This window comes from Kitasatospora sp. NPDC086791 (assembly GCF_040685975.1).
Classification (GTDB): Bacteria; Actinomycetota; Actinomycetes; order Streptomycetales; family Streptomycetaceae; genus Kitasatospora.
Window position 1 is genome coordinate 185,312 of record NZ_JBFBOC010000003.1, and the last position, 18,555, is coordinate 203,866.

Here is an 18,555-nt window from a genome sequence, read left to right on the forward strand (position 1 = left end):
CCATGGCAGAACTCGGCACCACCCTCAACGGCCAGCACCAGTCCACCCAGCACCAGTCCACCCAGAGCCAGCACCACCAGGTCACCGCGCACCGCCCGGCGGCGGCCACCCGGCTGCCGTCCGTCCTGGTCGCGACCCGGCACGGCGAGTCCACCGCCAACGTCGAGTTCCAGCTGGCCGAGGCCGTCGGCGCGCTCAGCGTCCCGATCAGCTGCCGCGACGCCGACATCCCGCTGTCGCTGCACGGCCGGCAGCAGGCCCAGGCGCTCGGCCGGTGGTGGGCCGCCCTGCCCAGCGCCGACCGCCCGCGCAGCGTCTGGTGCTCGCCGTACGTACGCACCGCCGAGACCGCCAGAATCGCGCTCGCCCAGGCCGCCGGACTCGGCGCCGTCCCCGTCTCGCTGGCCGTCCGCTACGACGAGCGACTGCGCGACCGCGAGCTCGGCATCCTGGAGATGCTGCCGAAGGCCGCCATCGAGGCCAAGCACCCCGAGGAGGCGGCCCGGCGGCGCAAGATGGGCGAGCTGTACTACCGCCCGCCCGGCGGCGAGTCCTGGGCCGACGTCGCACTGCGGGTGCGCAGCGTGCTGCGGGACCTCTGCGAGGAGGAGGCCGGGCGGCCCGTCCTGCTGGTCGCGCACGACTGCACGGTGCTCATGCTGCGCTACGCGCTGGACCGGCTCACCGAGGAGCAGCTCGTCGCGCTCGGGCCGGTGCACAACTGCTCCACCAGCCTCTGGCGGGCCCAGGAGGGGCGGCTGCGGCCGGACCGCTGGAACGGCGTCGACCACCTGACGGCGGAGCCGAACTGACGTACCGTCACCTCGGCCTCGGGTCGGCTCGGCTCCGGATCGGCTCAGCAGCGGGTCAGCTGGGCACCGGATCGGCGAAGCACCGCCGGTAGGCCAGCGGCGTGGTGCCCAGCCGACGGCCGAAGTGGTGCCGCAGGGCGGCCGCGTTGCCGAAGCCGCAGCGGGCGGCGATCGCGTCCACCGACTCCGTGGTGGACTCCAGCAGCCGCTGGGCGAGCAGCACCCGCTGCCCGACCAGCCAGCGGTGCGGAGTGGTGCCGGTCTCCTGCTGGAAGCGGCGGGCGAAGGTGCGCGGCGACATGTGCGCCCGGGCGGCCAGCTGCTCGACGGTGGCCTCCTCGGCCAGGTGGTGGCGCATCCAGTCGAGCAGCGGGGCCAGCGAGTCGCCGTCGCCCTCGGGCAGCGGGCGGTTCACGAACTGGGCCTGCCCGCCCTCCCGGTGCGGCGCCACCACCATCCGGCGGGCGATCTCCCGGGCCACCTCCGCGCCCTGCACCTTGCGCACCAGGTGCAGGCAGGCGTCGATGCCGGCCGCCGTCCCGGCGGAGGTGATCACCGGGTCGTCGTCCACGTACAGCACGTCCTGCTCGACGGTGGTCAGCGGGAAGCGGGCTGCCAGTTCCTCGCTGTGCCGCCAGTGGGTCGCCGAGCGGCGACCGTCCAGCAGCCCGGCGGCGCCCAGCACGAAGGCGCCGCTGCAGATGGAGAGCACCCGGCCGCCGTCCGCCACCACCCCGCGCAGCGCCGCCAGCAGCGGCTCGGGGTAGTCGCGCCGGATCCTCGCCGCGGTGACCACCGCGAGGTCGGCCCCGGCCAACCGCTCGGGGCCGTACGGGACGTCCACCGCGAACCCGGCGTGGGTGGCGTGCGGGCCCGGGCGGGCGCCGGCGATCGCGAAGTCGTAGCCGGGCAGGCCGTCGGCGGTGCGGTCGAGGCCGAACACCTCGCAGGCCACGCCCAGTTCGAAGGGGTGGATCTCCTCCAGCACCACCGCGACCACGTTCCTCAGCATGCCGTCCAGGATGCCCCGGCCCCCCGCCGCGGCGGAAGGTGCCCAGTGGCAGGATTTCGAGGTGATCGGTCATTCCTGCCACTCGTGGCCGCCGTCCCGCCCGGCCAGAGTGGAGCCCATGGACAGCGACACCCTCGCCAGCGCACTGGCCTTGGCCGGAATCGTCGGCGGCTTCGGCCTGCTCGGCGTCCTGATCGGCCGCGAGGTCTCCCGCGGCCCGGCGGCCGGCCGCGACAACCACCACCGCGCGGGCGGCTACCCGGCCGACCCGGCCCGCCCCGAGCGGCTGTACGGCACGATGCCCGCCGCCTCGCTGCGCCCCTCCGCCGATCCGGCCACCCTCCCGGTCCGTTCGACCCCGGAGCTCCGCACCCCGCACGGCTCCGGCACACTGGCCGCATGGACTACCTCATCCGTCCGGCCCTTCCGGAGGACCTCGAAGACGCCGGCCGCATCACCGTCGACGCCTTCGTCGGCGGCGGCTTCACCTCGCCCGGCAGCACCTACGTCGAGCTCCTGCGCGACGCCGACCGCCGGGCCCGGGAGGCCGACCTCCTGGTCGCGGTCGACCCGGCCGCAGGACGGGTCCTCGGCTGCGTGACCTTCGCGGTCGGCGGCACCGAGTGGGCGGACATCGCCACCGCGCGCGAGGGCGAGATCCGGATGCTCGCCACCGACCCCGCCTGCCGCGGCCGCGGCGTCGGCGAGGCACTGGTGCGCGCCGCCCTCGCCCGCAGCCTCGACCTCGGCCTGGCCGGCATGGCCTTCTCCACCCGCCCGGAGATGACCGCCGCCCACCGCGTCTACGAACGGGTCGGCTTCCGGCGCACCCCCGAACGCGACTGGTCGCCGTACCCGGGGATGGACCTGATGGTCTACAGCCTGGCTTTCTGAGTACCCGTCTGCGGCCTTGCGAGCCTGTTGACTTGAAATGACCATCGGATCGGCTCGCTGCTAGGATCCGCCGCATGACGACGGGGAGTGCGCCTAGCGGCTGGTACGAGGACCCTTCCGGGCAGCCCGACACACTGCGCTGGTGGGACGGTTCGACCTGGACCGACAAGGTTCAGGCCAAGCCCGGGGGCGGCGGCACACCCGCGAGCCCCTTCCCCGGCCACGTCGCGCAGAACGCCGCCGCGCCGGCGGCCGCCGCCCCGACGGTGCCGGCCCCGCAACCCGCGCCCCCGGTGGCACCCGCGCCGACGCCGCCCGCCGTACCGGCCCAGGGCGGCGTACCGGCTCCGCCGCCCGCGCCCGGCGCGCTGCTCCCCAAGCCGGTCCCCACCTCGGTGGTGTTCGAGACCGTCGAGCCGGACCGCACCAAGCGCCGGGTGCTGCTGGCCGTCGGCGCCGTGGTGCTGTCGGTCGTCATGGCGGGCGGCGGCTACGTGGTCGGCCACCGGAGCGCCGAGCCCGGCGCGGCGAAGGCCGATCCGACCGCGACCGCGGCAGCCGCCGACCCCAAGAGCCCGAACGGCTTCATGGGCACGGCCCTGACCGGCGGCCAACAGCTCCAGGGCGGGCGGCAGATCACCGGCCAGGACTCGAAGATGAACTTCATGCTGCCGCCGGACTGGCAGGTCCAGGTCGACGCCAAGGCCCCGAACGAGGTCCGCTACGCGGTCAACCCGTACGCCTGCGTGGGCCACGGCAACGGAGCCTGCACCCGGGGCCTGGCCATCCAGAACCTCCGCGTCTTCAACGGCGGTTGGTCCGACCCGAAGTCCCTGGTCCTCGGCATGGGCCAGTTGCTCTACAACACCCGCTACGGATCCGACGCACCGACGCCGCCCGAGCCGGTGAAGCAGTCGGCCGTCAAGATCCAGGGCATGGACGGCTACCTCGCTCTGTGGCACGTCCCGATGTCCAGCGGTTCCTCCACGCCGGACGGCTACTGCGGCGTCCTCGAAGTCACCCCCGCGGCCGGGGCCACCACCGTCCCGGTGCTCCAGATCTGCCTGGACCAGGCCGCGGAGGCGCCGCCGCTGGCGCTGATGGACCAGATCGCGAACTCCGTCAAGATCACGCCCTGACGCTCCGTCGCACCCGTGGGCCCGCCCTTCCGCGTGGCCTGCGGGGTCCCGGCGCGCCCGGACGCCGCCCCCGGGCCGGGGACGGGCCGACCCCAGGCCGGGGACGGGCCGACCCCGGGCCGGGTACGGACGAACACGGCCCGTATGCTGACCGATCGAAAAGACCATCAGCCGAGCCCATGAATGGCACCGACGCGCCGCGTCGCCGTCGACCCGACGGCCGGGTGTCCGGCGCCGGCGGGCGGTGACAGCGCAGGGAACCAGCGCCCCGGCACGACGGGGCGCTGTACGGGGGTTGACCGGTGGATTCCACCAACGAGCAGGCAGCGAAACGCCGCAGCCGGGTACGCGGACGCCACGGGCGCGTCCTGCCCAGGCCCCGGCACGAGCGACGCATCGTCCGCCGCGAGGTGCGCAACTCCTCGGCCCGGCGCGCCTACCTCGCGTGCGCCGGGACCACCGGCCCGCTGACCCCCGGTCAGGACGGTGCCACCGTCCGCTACCGCTCGGTGTCCTCACGCGGCGTCATGTCCGTCACGACCCTCCTGGTGACCGTCAACGCGCTCGCCGGCCTCGCCTTCGTCGGCTGGCTGCTCCTTCCCGAACACATCCCCGGATCCGGTGTGGGCTGGTCCCCGGACTGGCGGATCAACCTCGCCCGAATCTGCTTCTGTGCTGTTATCACGGTGGAAGTGATCCGGTTGGTTCAGAACCTCGCCGTCTGGGTCTTCGCGTTCCGCGCCAAGGACCCGGTGCCGGTCACCCCGCCGTCCGGTCTGCGGGTCGCCGTGCTCACCACGATCGTGCCGTCCAAGGAGCCGATCGAGATCGTCGAGCGCACGCTCGCCGCGATGCTGCGGATCGAGTACGACGGCCGGGTCGACGTCTGGATCCTCGACGAGGGCGACGACGACCGGGTGAAGGAGATGGCCGCCCGGCTCGGCGTCCACCACTTCAGCCGCAAGGGGCGCCCGGAGTACAACCAGGCCGAGGGCGAGTTCCGGGCCAGGACGAAGTCCGGCAACCACAACTCCTGGCGGGCCGAGCACGAGCACGGCTACGACGTGGTGGCCCAGATGGACCCGGACCACGTCCCGCTGCCCTGCTTCCTGGAGCGCACCCTCGGCTACTTCCGCGACCCCGACATCGCCTTCGTGGTCGCTCCCCAGGTGTACGGCAACATGTACGACAACTGGGTCGCCCACGGCGCCTCCGTGCAGCAGTACCTGTTCTCCGGCCTGGTCGAGCGCGGCGGCAACGGCATGGACGCGCCGCTGCTGATCGGCACCAACCACCTGTACCGGCCCACCGCCTGGCAGCAGATCGGCGGCTACCAGGACTCGATCATCGAGGACCACCTCACCAGCATGCGGATCCAGTCCTCCGTCAACCCGGCGACCGGCCACCGCTGGAAGGGCGTCTACACCCCCGACGTCCTGGCCGTCGGCGAGGGACCGACCTCCTGGACCGACTACTTCAACCAGCAGAAGCGCTGGGCGTACGGCATCTGGGAGATCCTGCTCAAGAGCCGGCTGCGCTCGGGCATCAAGCTGCGGCTGCGCCAGCGGGTGCTCTACGGCCTGGTCCAGTTCTACTACCCGAGCGTGGCGCTCAACACCGTCCTCGGCAGCCTCGCCACCTCCGTCTACCTGGCCCTCGGCATCACCTCCATCCACCTCAACAGCACGCACTGGATGGCCCTGTGGGGCGCGAGCATGGGCAGCTGGCTGGTGCTGTGGCTCTGGCTGCGTCGCTTCAACCTGGCCGCGCACGAGCGGCGCGAGATCGGCATGGCCGGCATGGGGCTGGCCCTGTTCGCCGGCCCGGTCTACGTCGCCGCCGCGATCGCGGCCCTGCTGCGCCGTCCGCTCGCCTACGCCGTCACCGCCAAGGGCGACCTGCGCAGCGCCGAGTCGCTGTCGACCTTCCGGCTGCACCTGGTGTGGGCGGCGGTCGCGGGCGGGCTGCTCGGCGCGAGCTTCCGGCTGCACCACGACATCTGGATCCTGCGGTTCTGGGCCGGGGTCAGCCTGTTCACCGGCCTCGCGCCGCTGGTGATCTCCTTCGTCGGCGCGCGCCGCGAGGCCCGGGCCCAGCGGGCCGCCGAGGCCAAGGCCGTCGAGGCCGCGGAGGTGATCGAGGCGGTCGAGGTGATCGAGGCCGTCGAGGTGATCGAGGCCGTCGACGCCCCGGCCACCGGGCGGCTGCCCGGGCAGCGCACCGAGAAGCCGGCCGGAGCGCGCACCGAACAGCCCGCCGGAGAACTCGGCGAGGAGCCCACCGAAGAGCTCACCGCCGAGGAGGAGTTCGAGGAACTGCTGGAGCCGGCCCCGGCCGGCCGCCGGAGCGAGCGGGGGGCCCGCTGATGCTGCGGATCACCGTCCCCCGGGTCGCCGCCCTGGTCGCCCTCGCCCTGATGGTCGGCTACACCTTCGTGCTCGCACCCCGGCTCTCCCGCGCCCAGCACGACCAGGACCCGTACAGCTTCGCCGGCGCGGCCCCGACCGCGATGCCGAGCTGGCTGACCACCGCCCTGGCCGCACCGCCGACCGTCTCCGCCGTCCCGGCCGGACCGGCCACCCCGGCCGCCCCGGAGGCGACCGCGCCCCCGGCGCCCGCCCCGACGCCCCAGCCGCCGCAGTTCCCGCCCGCCGGCTCGACGTTCACCGGCATCATGACCAAGCCCGGCCCCTACGACCTAGGCCCGCTCGACGAGTTCGCCGCCGCCGTCAAGCACCAGCCGAACGTGCTGGAGTTCTCGGTCGGCTGGTGGGACCGGAAGTTCGACCGCCGGGTGTTCGACACGGTCGCCGAGCGCGGCATCATGCCGATGGTCGCCTGGGAGCCCTGGGACTACCGCAAGGAGGCGAAGGAGGACAAGCTCCGCGGCGAACAGCCGGAATACGCCCTCTCCACCATCATCGACGGCAAGTTCGACGACTACATCAGGACCTGGGCCGAGGGCGTCAAGGGCCTCGGCTACCCCGTCGCCCTGCGCTTCGCCCACGAGATGAACGGCTACTGGTACCCCTGGGCCGAGCAGGCGAACGGCAACCAGCGGGGCCAGTACGTCCAGGCCTGGCGGCACGTCCACGACATCTTCAAGCAGGTCGGCGCCACCCGGGTCACCTGGGTGTGGAGCCCCAACGTCGACTACGAGAACGCCACCAGCCTGAGCAGCCTCTACCCCGGCGACGACTACGTCGACTGGATCGGCCTGTCCGGCTACTACGGCACCACCGGCGTCGAGAAGTACAAGTCGTTCGAGCAGATCTTCCAGCCGACCATCGACCAGATCCGGGCGTTCAGCCGCAAGCCCGTGGTGATCACCGAGACCGGGGCGACCGACACCTCGGGGCTCAAGGCGCAGTGGATCACCGAGATGTTCGCGCAGCTCCCCCAGCACCCGGACATCATCGGCGTGATCTGGTACGAGTCGCGCAAGGAGGTCGACTGGCGGGTCGCCGCGTCCCCCGCCGCCTCCGAGGCGTTCGCCGCCGGGGTCGCCGCGCCCCGCTACAACACGCCCTGGACCGTCCACTCCGAGCCCGCGCTGACCGTCGCGCCGCCGGCCCCACCGCCCGCCCCGGCACCCGGCCCCTCGGCCGACCCCGGCCCGACGGCCACCGGCACCGCGAAGCCCCCCGCCAGGAAGCCGACCCCCACCGCGACCCGGCCCCGGTCGGGCTCCACCCCCGCCGGGTGAAGCCGCCACCGCCCCGGCCCCCGTACCGACCCACCACACCGCAGCAGGGAGGCGCGAGCCCGATGACCCACCCCGTCGCGCCCGGAAGCGGGCGGCGCGGCCCGCACCCGTGGTGGTGGCTCGCGCCGACCGTCGCGGTCGTGCTCGCCCTGTGCGCGGTGCTGGTCCCGCAGGACCGGAAGGCGCCCGCCCGGGCCACCCCGCCCGTCACCCCGCTGCCGGCCGCCACCGCCGGTGAGCTCTGCTCCACCGCGGAGAACCGCTACCCCTCCCAGCCCGTCGACTCCGGCCGCTACCTGATCAACCCCAACGAGTGGAACGCCACCGGGGGCCTCTGCATCAGCGGCAGCGACAGCGGCACGGGCTTCCGGGTGACCCGCAGCAGCATCAGCCCCGCGAGCCTCACCGACCCGGACCGCGGCCCCGGCGCCTACCCGCACATCAGCACCCAGCTCCAGCCCGGCTCCGGCCCGCTGCCCATCGCGGTCGACAACCTGCGGTACGCGACCAGCAGTTGGCACACCACCCAGGTCGACGGCGGCGTCTACAACGCGTCGTACGACGTCTGGTACAGCACCAACCGGACCAGCTGCTCGTTCACCGAGAGCGCCGAGCTGATGATCTGGCTGCGCGGCAACGGCAAGACACCGTTCGGCCGGCGGGCCGGCGACCTCCAGGTCGGCGGCACCTCTTACCACGTGTACGAAGCGCCGAAGAAGGGCAGCCACACCCTGATCACCTACGAGACGGCCGCCGGCACGACCTCGGTGACCGACCTGGACCTGCGGGCCTTCACCCGGGACGCCGCCCAGCGCGGCTACGTCCCGGCCGGCTCGTACCTGTGCGCCGTCCAGGCCGGGTTCGAGATCTGGGACGGCGGCGCCGGGCTCGGCAGCGACTCCTTCTCGTTCCAGGCCGCCGCCGGGCAGCCGAGCGGCGCGATCACCTCGGCCCTGCCCGGCCTCTGCCTGGACAGCCGGGTGGCGGGCGATCCGGCCGCGATCGGCACCGGCACCTGCGACGGCTCGCCCGCGCAGAGCTGGACCATGGGGGACGACGGCTCGATCGGGCAGAGCGGGCGCTGCGTCGAGGACCCGGACCTCGGTTTCCCCGTTCTCACCGGCTGCACGGCCCGCCCCGACCAGCGCTGGCGGGTGACCCCGACGGGGCAGCTCGCGAACCAGGACACGGGGCGCTGCGTGGAGAACCCGGGCGCCCCCGCGGGCACCGTTCCGGGCGGGGCCGCGGGCGGAGCCGCCCAGGTGCGGATGCGCCCCTGTGAGGCCCGTACGGGCCAGGAATGGCACCCCCCGGCCTGAGCAGTTTATCGCACACAGAGTCGAACAATTGTGCTGCGCGACACTACATGTGGGGCTGCATCGGACGCACGGCACTAGATGTATGCTCGTCCCTGCTGTCGATGCAGGGGAACCCGGTGGGAATCCGGGACTGCCCCGCAGCGGTGTGCGGGCGGCTCCACGAGCCGTGCCCGCGAGTCCGAGTACCTGCCGACGGCGTGCCACAGGCCCTCCCGCAGAGGCCGGCAGCACGAGCAGTCACCTTCCGGGCCTCGCGGGCGGGCCGGGGATGTCACCGTCGCGCGGACGCCGCTTGCGCCCGCGCGCGTGCTCCCCTGCCCCGATCGGTCCGGTACCCCCGATCACCGCCGCCGATCGCCGCCAGGAGAGAGCGCCTTGACCACCGCTGCCTCAGCCACCCTGCCCGCCCAGGGCTCCGGTACCGCCTTCACCGACCCGACGGTCTCCGACCCCGGCGGCGCCCTGCTGCGGCTGCTCACCGACCGCAGTGCCGACCTCCCCGAGGTCGACCCCGGCCATGTCGCCGCCGCCGCGCTGCGCGGCCGTCACGCCGGCTCGGACTTCGCCGAGCTGCGCGGGCTGGCCGTGGACGCCGCCGCGTCGATGATCGCCGAGGACCCGCAGTACTCGAAGCTCGCCGCCCGCCTGCTCGCCCTCGAAATCGTCGACGAGGCGAACAGCCAGGGCGCCACGTCCTTCTCCGCCTCGATCGCCGTCGGCCACGCCGAGGGCCTGATCGGCGACACCACCGCCGCCTTCGTCGCCAAGCACGCCGCCGCCCTGGACGCGCTGATCGACACCACCGGCGACGACCGCTTCGAGTACTTCGGCCTGCGCACCGTGCAGTCCCGCTACCTGCTGCGCCACCCGATCACCCGCAAGGTGGTCGAGACCCCGCAGCACTTCCTGCTCCGCGTCGCGTGTGGCCTGGCGGTCGGCGACAGCGAGCAGTCCGTGCGCGAGGTGTCCGAGCTGTACGGCCTGATGAGCCGCCTGGAGTACCTGACCTCCTCGCCGACGCTCTTCAACTCCGGCACCCGGCACCCGCAGATGTCGAGCTGCTACCTGCTCGACTCCCCGCTGGACAACCTGGACTCGATCTACAACCGCTACGCGCAGATCGCCCGGCTGTCCAAGCACGCCGGCGGCATCGGCCTGTCCTACTCGCGCATCCGCTCGCGCGGCAGCCTGATCCGCGGCACCAACGGCAAGTCCAACGGCATCGTGCCGTTCCTGCGCACCCTCGATTCCTCGGTCGCCGCCGTCAACCAGGGCGGCCGCCGCAAGGGCGCCGCCTGCGTCTACCTGGAGACCTGGCACGCCGACATCGAGGAGTTCCTGGAGCTCCGCGACAACACCGGCGAGGAGGCCCGCCGGACCCACAACCTCAACCTGGCGCACTGGATCCCGGACGAGTTCATGCGCCGGGTCAACGCCAACGCGGACTGGTCACTGTTCTCCCCGGCCGACGTGCCCGAGCTGGTCGACCTCTGGGGCGCCGACTTCGACGAGGCGTACCGCAAGGCCGAGCTGGCCGGCAAGGCCGTCCGCACGATCCCCGCGCAGACCCTGTACGCCCGCATGATGCGCACCCTGGCGCAGACCGGCAACGGCTGGATGACCTTCAAGGACGCCTCCAACCGCGCCGCCAACCAGACCGCGCTGCCGGGCCGCACGGTGCACTCCTCCAACCTGTGCACCGAGATCCTGGAGGTCACGGACGACTCCGAGACCGCCGTCTGCAACCTCGGCTCGGTCAACCTCGGTGCCCACGTGGCCGCCGGTGCCTCCGCCGACGACCTGGTCAACGCCATGGACTGGGAGCGGCTGGACGCCACCGTGCGCACCGCCGTCACCTTCCTCGACCGCGTGGTGGACATCAACTTCTACCCGACCGTCGAGGCCGGCGCCTCCAACTCCCGCTGGCGCCCGGTGGGCCTCGGCGTGATGGGCCTGCAGGACGTCTTCTTCAAGCTGCGGCTCGACTTCGACTCGGCCGAGGCCGCCCGGCTGTCCACGCTGATCGCCGAGCGCATCATGCTCACCGCGTACGAGCGTTCCGCCGACCTGGCCGAGCAGCTGGGCCGCCACGAGGCGTACGGCGAGACCCGCGCCGCCCGCGGCGAGCTGCACATCGACCACTTCCCGACGGCCGCCCCGCAGTGGGCCGACCGCTGGGCGGCGCTGCGCGCCCGCATCGCCGAGACCGGCCTGCGCAACTCGCTGCTGCTGGCCATCGCGCCGACCGCGACCATCGCCTCCATCGCCGGCGTGTACGAGTGCATCGAGCCGCAGGTGTCCAACCTGTTCAAGCGCGAGACGCTGAGCGGCGAGTTCCTGCAGGTCAACCCGTACCTGGTGCGCGAGCTCAAGGAACTCGGCGTCTGGGACCAGCAGACCCGCGACTCGCTGCGCGACGCCAACGGCTCGGTGCAGGAGCTGAACTGGCTGCCGGCCGAGGTCCGTTCGCTGTACCGCACCGCGTGGGAGCTGCCGCAGCGCGCGCTGATCGACCTGGCCGCGGCGCGCATGCCGTACCTGGACCAGAGCCAGTCGCTGAACCTGTTCATGGCGGCGCCGACCATCGGCAAGCTCAGCTCGATGTACGCCTACGCGTGGAAGGTCGGCCTGAAGACCACCTACTACCTGCGTTCGCGCCCGGCGACCCGGATCGCCCAGGCCGCCTCCGGTGCCGCCCGCGCCGCCGCGCCGGTGCCGGTGAACACCCCGACCCTCACGCCCGAGGAAGAGGCCGCGCTGGCCTGCTCCCTGGAGAACCCCGAGTCCTGCGAGGCCTGCCAGTGATGTCCGACGACCGCGAGAAGATGCTGCTCGACCCCGGGTTCGAGCTGACCCTGCGTCCGATGCGCTACCCGTCGTTCTACGACCGGTACCGGGACGCGATCAAGAACACCTGGACGGTCGAGGAGGTGGACCTGCACTCGGACGTCGCCGACCTGGCGAAGCTCAGCGAGGGCGAGCGCCACATGATCGGCCGGCTGGTGGCGTTCTTCGCGACGGGTGACTCGATCGTCGCGAACAACGTGGTGCTGAGCCTCTACAAGCACATCAACTCCCCGGAGGCGCGGCTCTACCTGAGCCGTCAGCTGTTCGAGGAGGCCGTGCACGTCCAGTTCTACCTGACGCTGCTCGACACCTACCTTCCGGACCCGGAGGACCGCAACGCGGCCTTCGCCGCGGTGGAGAACATCCCCTCCATCCACCAGAAGGCCCAGTTCTGCTTCACGTACATGAACGCGGTCGACCACATCGACTCGCTGCAGACGAAGGAGGACAGGCGGGCGTTCCTGCTCAACCTGATCTGCTTCGCGGCGTGTGTGGAGGGCCTGTTCTTCTACGGCGCGTTCGCCTACGTGTACTGGTTCCGGAGCCGGGGCCTGCTGCACGGCCTGGCGACCGGCACCAACTGGGTGTTCCGCGACGAGTCCATGCACATGGACTTCGCGTTCTCGGTGGTGGACACCGTGCGCGAGGAGGAGCCGGACCTCTTCGACGAGGAGATGGCCAAGCAGGTCACGGAGATGCTGGAGGAGGCCGTCGAGGCCGAGCTCCAGTTCGCCCAGGACCTGTGCGGCGACGGTCTGCCCGGCATGAACACCGCCTCGATGCGCGAGTACCTGCAGGCCGTGGCGGACCAGCGGCTGGCGCGGCTCGGGATGCCGATCCGGTACGGGTCCAGCAACCCGTTCGGCTTCATGGAGCTCCAGAACGTGCAGGAGCTGACCAACTTCTTCGAGCGCCGGGTGTCGGCGTACCAGGTCGCCGTCGAGGGCTCGGTCTCCTTCGACGACGACTTCTAAAGAGGCGGACAGCCGGACAGACATAGAGGTGCCCCGCACGGCCACACCCGTGCGGGGCACCTCTGTTGCGTCAGACGGTCGGAAACTCGCCGGACTTGACCCCGGCGAGGAACGAGGACCAGGCATCGGCCGCGAACAGCAGAGCCGGCCCGTCGGGGTCCTTGGAGTCACGTACCGGCACGGCACCGGGCAGACCAACAGCAAACTCGATGCACTCACTCTGCGCACCCGAGAACGAGGACTTGCGCCACTCAAGCCCTGCGACACCATCCGGTGAGAACTCGCTCATCTTCAGACCTTCTCACTCGCGATGCGCTCGATGAGCGCGATCGATTCGTTGCGGGGCAGCGACTCCGACAGCGCGCGGCGGAACAGATTCGTGTACTTGAAGACTTCGTCCGGCTCCTCAAGGTACAGAGTGCTGAGGAGGCTGTCGACGTAGACCACATCGGTCTCGGCCGTCTCCGGAAAGCTGAGGATGGTGACCGGCCCGAAGAGCGCCGCGTGCACCTCGGATGCCTCAGGCAGAACCTGGACGTTGATGTTCGGACTCTCCGCCGAGGCCGCCAGGGACAGAAGCTGCTCACGCATGACCGGCGGGCCACCGACCTGGTGCCTGAGCGCGGACTCCGAGATCACGGCCCACACCCGCAAGGGCGTGTCTCCCGTCAGGACTGAACGGCGCTCCTGACGAACCTTCGTCAGGGTCTCGACCTGTCCAGGCGTCGCATCCTCTATCTGCGCCCTCACAACTGCTCTGGTGTAGTCCTCGGTCTGCAAGATCCCGGGCACCAGAAGAGTCTGGATGCTGTACATGTCCGACGCATCGGACTCCAGCGCGATGTAGTCGGCATAGTGCGGCGACAGAGTGTCGGAGTAGCGATCCCACCATCCGCGAAGGCGACCCTCACGGGACAGGATTTCCAACTGGCCTCTGGTCTCCAGGTCCGTCACTCCGTACAGGTCAAGCAGCAGCCGGAGGTCCACGAGTCGGATGCCCGACTGCGCGGCCTCGATGCGGCTGATCTTGCTCTCGGCGCATGCCAGTTGCCGGGCCGACTGGGCCATCGTCAGATTCGCACCGGTCCGTAGCTCCTTGAGCGTTCGGGCCAACCGCCGCTGCCGAACTGTCGGATTCCTGTTCACAGGCACGGTCGCGACCTCCCCTCTTCCGTGATCTGCCAGTCTGCCCCCACCCCGCCGCCGACAACAATCTTGCCCAGCTTCCAAAGTGAGGACTTGCAACATGGAAGCTTTCGAGAGGATGCTACTCAACGTAGTCCACCACTCGACACAATGTGATCATGGCGGGCTTTCACCGGGCATCCCCATGCCTTCTCCAGCCGCTCTCACCTGCACACTCCAGAGGTGGCCCCGCCATGCCTGAAACCGACTCCCCCTCCCCCGCCCCCACCGAGCAGACCTGTCTGCTGCCCCGGCGCCGGACCTCCCCCCGAACCGCCCGGCACAAGCTCCGCGACTTCCTCACCCCCTTCCCGGTCGGCGAACTCCTCCTCCCGGCCGGCGAGTTGATCGTCACGGAGCTGGTCACCAACTCCCTCCAGCACGCTCGCGTCCCGCGTGACCGCCACATCCTCGCCCGGTTCCACCTCTCCCCGGACGACACCCTCCGCATCGAGGTGCACGACGCCGACCGCGAGAAGCCCACCGTCCACCCGGGCCCGGTCCCCGCCCACTCCGAAACCGGCCGAGGCCTGTTCCTCGTCCAGGAGTTGGCCACCCAGTGGGGCTGCTGCCCGCGCGAGGGCGGCATCGGGAAGTTCGTCTGGTGCCACATCTCCGCCGAGGCGGCCGCCGCGTGAACCGCGTCCAGGCCGAGATCGCCGGCATCATGCTCCCCACCGACTTCCCCAGCGTCGACCACGCCCTCCCCGTTCTCTGGGAGCACGTCCGTGAGCTCCCCATCCGGGAGGCCCACCGCGACTACATCCGGTTCTGCATCGGCCCGGGCGGCGGCGAAGGCGTCACCCGCTGCCTCGCCCGCGGCAACTCCTGGAGCACCACCCTCTACGTCGGCGAGATGACCGACCCGACCGCCCCCGCCTACCCGATCGTCATCTCCCCCCACCCCTGAACTCCATTGTCCCTGGCCAGCGTTCGCACCCCGCAGGGACGACCGACGCCTTCCGGCACTCGAAACGCGTTCCGGCGGGCCCTTGCTCCTCGCAAGGGCCCGCCGGGAAGAAGCGTCATGGCTACCGAACTCCTGAGCGCCTGAACCGGGTTGGACCGGTTTCCAGTACTGGAAACACGAATCTCTTGCCTACGCCCGACTCAACTCGGGAGCATCGTAGGAAGACCGAGCAAGGAGGAAGCGTGGAGCTGACACGGCTTGTGGGTTCCTGCGAAGACGGCGACTGTCCGACGCTCTACCTGACGGACCGGGGAACCCTGGCCGTTCAAGGCGAGCATCTCACCGAGCACGAGCTGCAGGTCCCGGGGCACGAGACCCTCGTCGAAATTCCCATCGAACTCGTTCGGAAGGCCATCCGTGACAACCTCATCTAGGACCCTCGGAGACTGGTTCTCAGAGTTCGACCGAGAGGCGTTCCGGCTGGAAACGCTGGACGACTACAGTCGGTCTGGCGGAGTGGCCGCCTATCACGCCTTCCTCGCAGGCGAGGGACAGCCGGAAAGCTTCAAGACCGCGGCTTGGGTCGACACCGTGGCCAATGCCACTCGGTCCGGTAGGCGCATGTATCGGGTGCACGTCCTCTCGCGCCCGCTCACGGAATACCTCCGGTTCGAACTCGCATGGGGCTACCACCGGAACATGGCAGCCGGCGAGGAGTTCTTCATCCTTGACATCACGGGTCGCGAGAACCCCGTCGCCGAGGCCCCGGACTTCTGGCTCTTCGATGACGAGACGGTTGCCGAGATGAGCTACGACGGCAACGGGAAGTACCTGGGAGCCGAGTTCCTCGCCGGTGACGTGCTCGACCGGTTCAAGGCGTACCGTGACATCGCGATGGCGAACTCCGTTCCGTTCACGGAATGGTGGACCGAGCACGGCGAATGAACAGAACACGGCTCGGGACAGCGCTGCGGGAACTTCGGCAGGCTTCTGGCAAGGAAGCCAAAGCCGTGGCCCGCGGCGCTGTCATGTCTCCGAGCAAGTTGAGCAAGATCGAGACGGGCAAGGTGTCGCCCACTGTCGTGGACGTGGAACGCATCCTTGAGGCGATCGGCGTTTCCGATGAGGTCAAGGTCGAGTACATGGCCGTCGCGAGAATCGATGCCACCGAGGCAACGGCCTGGCGCCTGGTGCGACGTCTGGGATACCACCGCAAGCAGCAGCAGATCAAGGCGTTGGACGACTCGACCACGCTTCTTCGGCTGTTCCAGCCGTCTCTCGTCCCCGGGCTGCTCCAGACCCCGGAATACGTGCGAGCCGTATTCGAGGGGAAGGACCTCGGCGAGGATCAGTTGTCTCGGACGATTTCAGCGCGGCTGGCGAGACAACAGTGCCTCTACGACACCACCAAGACACTGCAGTTCGTCATCACCGAGTCTGTTCTTCGTTGGCGCCTTGTTCCCTCCGCGATGATGGCCGGACAGCTGGACCGCATCATCTCCGTTTCCCGCCTCGGCCATGTCGACATCAGAGTCGTTCCACTGGCCGCGCCACAGTCCGACGTCCCGTCGCACTCATTTGTGATCCGCAATGACCGCATGGTCACGGTCGAGACCGTGCATGCCGAACTTTCGGTCACCGACCCGCGCGACGTCGACCTGTACGTGCGAAAGTTCAACAGGTTCTCCGAAAATGCTCTTTCCGGAGAAGAGATGCGGCGTGTGCTCGAAAGAATCCGGGACGAGTTCTTGCGGGAACGGGAAATCGTGCAGGACTAGCCTCCAATTCCCCGTAACGTGGGCTCACCGAAACGACCCGCGAGTAACGGGAGCCTTCCATGCCCGCTGCCGGTTCCACGCAGCTGTCCACGCCCAAGCCCTGCCGCACGCACGCGGAACTCATGGAGCAGATCGACAACAACCCGATCCGGAAGGACCTCACCACCGGCGGCCTGGTCGAGATCGTCGGCGCCGAGAACGGCCGGGCCCTGGTCCGACCGTTGTTCGAACCGGACGCCCCGCCCCGGCAGGTGCCGGTCGACCGGCTCACCAACCGCATCAGCCTGTGGGGCTGACCTCTCATCACACTTCCGCCCGAATCCTGGGCGGGGCGGTTCCGTGTCCCGAATCGACACCGGAAGGTGCAGCGATGACCCATCACGACCTGTACGAACTGGACCTCTCCCAGGTCGCCTTCAACCGCGCGTGCGGTGGCAACCAGGGCGGAGGTGACGACGGCACCGAAACCTGCGTGACCCTCGGTACCGTGCCCGACGCCCCGGGTGTCTTCGCCCTCGGCGACAGCAAGCGGCCCGACCGTGAACCGCTGCTGTTCACGGCCGAGGAGCTGGCGGAGGCCGGGATCGACCCGGCGCGCTTCGGCCTGTCCGTCTGACGTTCTCTGACAGCCCCGGCCGCCCGCGGTCCCGAGCGGGCGGCCGGGGCACCGACTCCTCAGAGGAGAAGCGAAGTTGCACTTCCACGGCTACGAGTGGGCAGGTGACGGCCGAATGCTGGCGCGGGAGTCGGAGCGCCGACCGGTCGAGGCCACTCGTTTCAGCCTTTCGGAGCTGCCGCCGATGATGACGGGCTGGTGGCTGCTGCGGCCCTCCTCCCAGGTCCGAGCCACCTGGAGGCACCCGGCAGACGCGGTCGACTGGCTCGCGAAGCGCTACGAGCAGCACACGCCCGGCGGTGACCCATGGCTCCCGATCACAGCACGCCGGAGGAACGCCCAGGACCAACTGGCCCGGGCCTCCGACGTGGCCTGGTCCCGCTGGGTGTCCGACACCCGGTGGTCGGGCCACTACGTGATCGTGTGCCCCAGCAGGCTCTGGCCGACCGCCCCCTGCCCGATGCGGCCCGGCTCCATCCTCAGCCGTCCTCTTGCCAGTCCTCGACGCGGAAGCGGGCCCCGCTGAGCAGGGTGTCCCCGACTCCCGTGGCCCGGACGTAGATGCCGGTCCCGTCCGGTCCCTGGTCCCCGGCGCAGGTCAGGCGCAGGCCCAGGTCCCCGGGAACGCCGAAGGCCGGCGCGGACGGGTCCGCGCCGGCCTTCGGCAACCACCGCTCCGCGGTTACGCGTTCGGCACCGTCGCGTACTTCGGGGTGCCCTCGGCCATCTGCTTCAGGGCGTCCTTGCGGTCCCGCTTCGACAGCTTGTCGATGTAGAGGGTGCCGTACAGGTGGTCGGTCTCGTGCTGCAGGCAGCGGGCGAAGAAGCCGGTGCCCTCGACCCGGATCGGTTTGCCGTCCTTGTCGACGCCGGTCACCGCGGCGAAGTCCGGGCGCGGCAGCTCGGCGTACGCGGTCGGGACGGACAGGCAGCCCTCGTTGCCGTCGTCGAGCACCCGCCGGCGGTCGGCCGGGTACTCCTCCAGCTTCGGGTTGATCACGTGGCCGATGTGGCGCACGCCCTCGTCGTCCGGGCAGTCGTAGACGAAGACCTTGAGGTCCACGCCGATCTGGTTGGCGGCGAGGCCGACGCCCTCGGCGGCGTACATGGACTGGAACATGTCGTCGATCAGCGCGGAGAGCTCGCCGTCGAAGGCGGTGACGTCCTTGACCTCCCGGTGCAGGACGGGGTTGCCGACAACGGTGATCGGACGGGCCGTGCCCTTGGTGAGGTCGGGCTCCTCACCGACCACCTTGACGGGAGCCTCGGGCGCCGCCCCCTCCACGTCGTGCTCGTGCTCGTGCTGCTCGGCCTGCTCCGCCATGTCTTCCGCTCCCATAGGTCTACGCGTACCTCACCAGGG

20 protein-coding genes and 1 riboswitch are annotated in these 18,555 nt (G+C 70.6%); of the genes, 15 read left to right on the forward strand and 5 right to left on the reverse strand.

Features of this window, described 5'->3' with window-relative positions; all coding sequences use genetic code 11:
* The first annotated feature begins 2 nt into the window (after positions 1-2).
* Entirely contained in the window at positions 3-812 is an 810-nt protein-coding gene (locus tag AB0Q99_RS07825) for a histidine phosphatase family protein (RefSeq protein ID WP_363569425.1), read from the forward strand.
* Positions 813-867: 55 nt separating this feature from the next.
* Here the strand turns inward: AB0Q99_RS07825 and AB0Q99_RS07830 are convergent, their stop codons facing one another.
* Positions 868-1,824, reverse strand: coding sequence for a helix-turn-helix domain-containing protein (locus AB0Q99_RS07830; protein ID WP_363569426.1), 957 nt, complete (start codon positions 1,822-1,824; stop codon positions 868-870).
* Positions 1,825-2,223: 399 nt separating this feature from the next.
* On the opposite strand from AB0Q99_RS07830, the gene AB0Q99_RS07835 reads away from it, so the two are divergent.
* From AB0Q99_RS07835 to AB0Q99_RS07865, 7 genes are all read left to right on the forward strand, one after another.
* Positions 2,224-2,718: an N-acetyltransferase gene (locus AB0Q99_RS07835; RefSeq protein ID WP_363569427.1), complete on the forward strand. Its 495-nt coding sequence runs from the start codon at positions 2,224-2,226 to the stop codon at positions 2,716-2,718.
* 74 nt (positions 2,719-2,792) lie between these two features.
* Complete coding sequence (locus AB0Q99_RS07840; RefSeq protein WP_363569428.1) at positions 2,793-3,857, forward strand: DUF2510 domain-containing protein; 1,065 nt, start codon at positions 2,793-2,795, stop codon at positions 3,855-3,857.
* Positions 3,858-4,159: 302 nt separating this feature from the next.
* Positions 4,160-6,223 (forward strand): glycosyltransferase, encoded by a 2,064-nt coding sequence (locus AB0Q99_RS07845; RefSeq protein ID WP_363569429.1) that lies wholly within the window; start codon positions 4,160-4,162, stop codon positions 6,221-6,223.
* On the forward strand, positions 6,223-7,563 hold the full coding sequence (locus AB0Q99_RS07850; RefSeq protein ID WP_363569430.1) for a glycosyl hydrolase: 1,341 nt from the start codon (positions 6,223-6,225) through the stop codon (positions 7,561-7,563). The genes AB0Q99_RS07845 and AB0Q99_RS07850 overlap by 1 nt, the downstream gene beginning before the upstream one ends.
* A 62-nt stretch (positions 7,564-7,625) precedes the next feature.
* Positions 7,626-8,882 carry a ricin-type beta-trefoil lectin domain protein gene (locus AB0Q99_RS07855; RefSeq protein WP_363569431.1) on the forward strand — a complete coding sequence of 419 codons (1,257 nt, stop codon included), beginning with the start codon at positions 7,626-7,628 and terminating at the stop codon, positions 8,880-8,882.
* Between the two features lie 65 nt (positions 8,883-8,947).
* A riboswitch (cobalamin riboswitch) is annotated at positions 8,948-9,091 on the forward strand.
* 190 nt (positions 9,092-9,281) lie between these two features.
* On the forward strand, positions 9,282-11,687 hold the full coding sequence (locus AB0Q99_RS07860) for a ribonucleoside-diphosphate reductase subunit alpha (protein ID WP_363569635.1): 2,406 nt from the start codon (positions 9,282-9,284) through the stop codon (positions 11,685-11,687).
* Positions 11,687-12,703, forward strand: coding sequence for a ribonucleotide-diphosphate reductase subunit beta (locus AB0Q99_RS07865; RefSeq protein ID WP_363569432.1), 1,017 nt, complete (start codon positions 11,687-11,689; stop codon positions 12,701-12,703). Before AB0Q99_RS07860 ends, AB0Q99_RS07865 begins: the two co-directional genes overlap by 1 nt.
* A gap of 70 nt (positions 12,704-12,773) precedes the next feature.
* Here AB0Q99_RS07865 and AB0Q99_RS07870 read toward each other — a convergent pair whose 3' ends face one another.
* Positions 12,774-12,992 carry a DUF397 domain-containing protein gene (locus AB0Q99_RS07870; protein ID WP_363569433.1) on the reverse strand — a complete coding sequence of 73 codons (219 nt, stop codon included), beginning with the start codon at positions 12,990-12,992 and terminating at the stop codon, positions 12,774-12,776.
* A gap of 2 nt (positions 12,993-12,994) precedes the next feature.
* On the reverse strand, positions 12,995-13,855 hold the full coding sequence (locus AB0Q99_RS07875; protein ID WP_363569434.1) for a helix-turn-helix transcriptional regulator: 861 nt from the start codon (positions 13,853-13,855) through the stop codon (positions 12,995-12,997).
* Positions 13,856-14,082: 227 nt separating this feature from the next.
* On the opposite strand from AB0Q99_RS07875, the gene AB0Q99_RS07880 reads away from it, so the two are divergent.
* The 7 genes from AB0Q99_RS07880 to AB0Q99_RS07910 all read left to right on the forward strand — a co-directional run bounded on the left by AB0Q99_RS07880 (position 14,083) and on the right by AB0Q99_RS07910 (position 17,192).
* Entirely contained in the window at positions 14,083-14,526 is a 444-nt protein-coding gene (locus tag AB0Q99_RS07880) for an ATP-binding protein (protein WP_363569435.1), read from the forward strand.
* Positions 14,523-14,798, forward strand: a complete 276-nt coding sequence (locus AB0Q99_RS07885) for a hypothetical protein (RefSeq protein WP_363569436.1) — start codon at positions 14,523-14,525, stop codon at positions 14,796-14,798. Before AB0Q99_RS07880 ends, AB0Q99_RS07885 begins: the two co-directional genes overlap by 4 nt.
* A gap of 242 nt (positions 14,799-15,040) precedes the next feature.
* Positions 15,041-15,232 carry a hypothetical protein gene (locus AB0Q99_RS07890; RefSeq protein WP_363569437.1) on the forward strand — a complete coding sequence of 64 codons (192 nt, stop codon included), beginning with the start codon at positions 15,041-15,043 and terminating at the stop codon, positions 15,230-15,232.
* Positions 15,216-15,743, forward strand: a complete 528-nt coding sequence (locus AB0Q99_RS07895; protein WP_363569438.1) for a DUF6879 family protein — start codon at positions 15,216-15,218, stop codon at positions 15,741-15,743. The genes AB0Q99_RS07890 and AB0Q99_RS07895 overlap by 17 nt, the downstream gene beginning before the upstream one ends.
* A complete protein-coding gene (locus AB0Q99_RS07900; protein WP_363569439.1) occupies positions 15,740-16,576 on the forward strand; it encodes a helix-turn-helix transcriptional regulator in 837 nt (278 codons plus the stop codon). The genes AB0Q99_RS07895 and AB0Q99_RS07900 overlap by 4 nt, the downstream gene beginning before the upstream one ends.
* 59 nt (positions 16,577-16,635) lie before the next feature.
* Positions 16,636-16,872 carry a hypothetical protein gene (locus AB0Q99_RS07905; protein WP_363569440.1) on the forward strand — a complete coding sequence of 79 codons (237 nt, stop codon included), beginning with the start codon at positions 16,636-16,638 and terminating at the stop codon, positions 16,870-16,872.
* Between the two features lie 74 nt (positions 16,873-16,946).
* Positions 16,947-17,192, forward strand: a complete 246-nt coding sequence (locus tag AB0Q99_RS07910) for a DUF397 domain-containing protein (protein ID WP_363569441.1) — start codon at positions 16,947-16,949, stop codon at positions 17,190-17,192.
* A 479-nt stretch (positions 17,193-17,671) separates the two neighbouring features.
* Here AB0Q99_RS07910 and AB0Q99_RS07915 read toward each other — a convergent pair whose 3' ends face one another.
* On the reverse strand, positions 17,672-17,860 hold the full coding sequence (locus AB0Q99_RS07915) for a hypothetical protein (protein ID WP_363569442.1): 189 nt from the start codon (positions 17,858-17,860) through the stop codon (positions 17,672-17,674).
* A gap of 14 nt (positions 17,861-17,874) precedes the next feature.
* Positions 17,875-18,516, reverse strand: coding sequence for a peptide deformylase (gene def, locus AB0Q99_RS07920; protein ID WP_363569443.1), 642 nt, complete (start codon positions 18,514-18,516; stop codon positions 17,875-17,877).
* Positions 18,517-18,555 lie beyond the last annotated feature (39 nt).

Coding starts and splice junctions, on each gene's coding strand:
- AB0Q99_RS07825 (WP_363569425.1), top strand. CDS start 3: ATGGCAGAACTCGGCACCACCCTCAACGGCCAGCACCAGTCCACCCAG.
- AB0Q99_RS07830 (WP_363569426.1), bottom strand. CDS start 1,824: ATGCTGAGGAACGTGGTCGCGGTGGTGCTGGAGGAGATCCACCCCTTC.
- AB0Q99_RS07835 (WP_363569427.1), top strand. CDS start 2,224: ATGGACTACCTCATCCGTCCGGCCCTTCCGGAGGACCTCGAAGACGCC.
- AB0Q99_RS07840 (WP_363569428.1), top strand. CDS start 2,793: ATGACGACGGGGAGTGCGCCTAGCGGCTGGTACGAGGACCCTTCCGGG.
- AB0Q99_RS07850 (WP_363569430.1), top strand. CDS start 6,223: ATGCTGCGGATCACCGTCCCCCGGGTCGCCGCCCTGGTCGCCCTCGCC.
- AB0Q99_RS07855 (WP_363569431.1), top strand. CDS start 7,626: ATGACCCACCCCGTCGCGCCCGGAAGCGGGCGGCGCGGCCCGCACCCG.
- AB0Q99_RS07865 (WP_363569432.1), top strand. CDS start 11,687: ATGTCCGACGACCGCGAGAAGATGCTGCTCGACCCCGGGTTCGAGCTG.
- AB0Q99_RS07870 (WP_363569433.1), bottom strand. CDS start 12,992: ATGAGCGAGTTCTCACCGGATGGTGTCGCAGGGCTTGAGTGGCGCAAG.
- AB0Q99_RS07880 (WP_363569435.1), top strand. CDS start 14,083: ATGCCTGAAACCGACTCCCCCTCCCCCGCCCCCACCGAGCAGACCTGT.
- AB0Q99_RS07900 (WP_363569439.1), top strand. CDS start 15,740: ATGAACAGAACACGGCTCGGGACAGCGCTGCGGGAACTTCGGCAGGCT.
- AB0Q99_RS07905 (WP_363569440.1), top strand. CDS start 16,636: ATGCCCGCTGCCGGTTCCACGCAGCTGTCCACGCCCAAGCCCTGCCGC.
- AB0Q99_RS07910 (WP_363569441.1), top strand. CDS start 16,947: ATGACCCATCACGACCTGTACGAACTGGACCTCTCCCAGGTCGCCTTC.
- def (WP_363569443.1), bottom strand. CDS start 18,516: ATGGCGGAGCAGGCCGAGCAGCACGAGCACGAGCACGACGTGGAGGGG.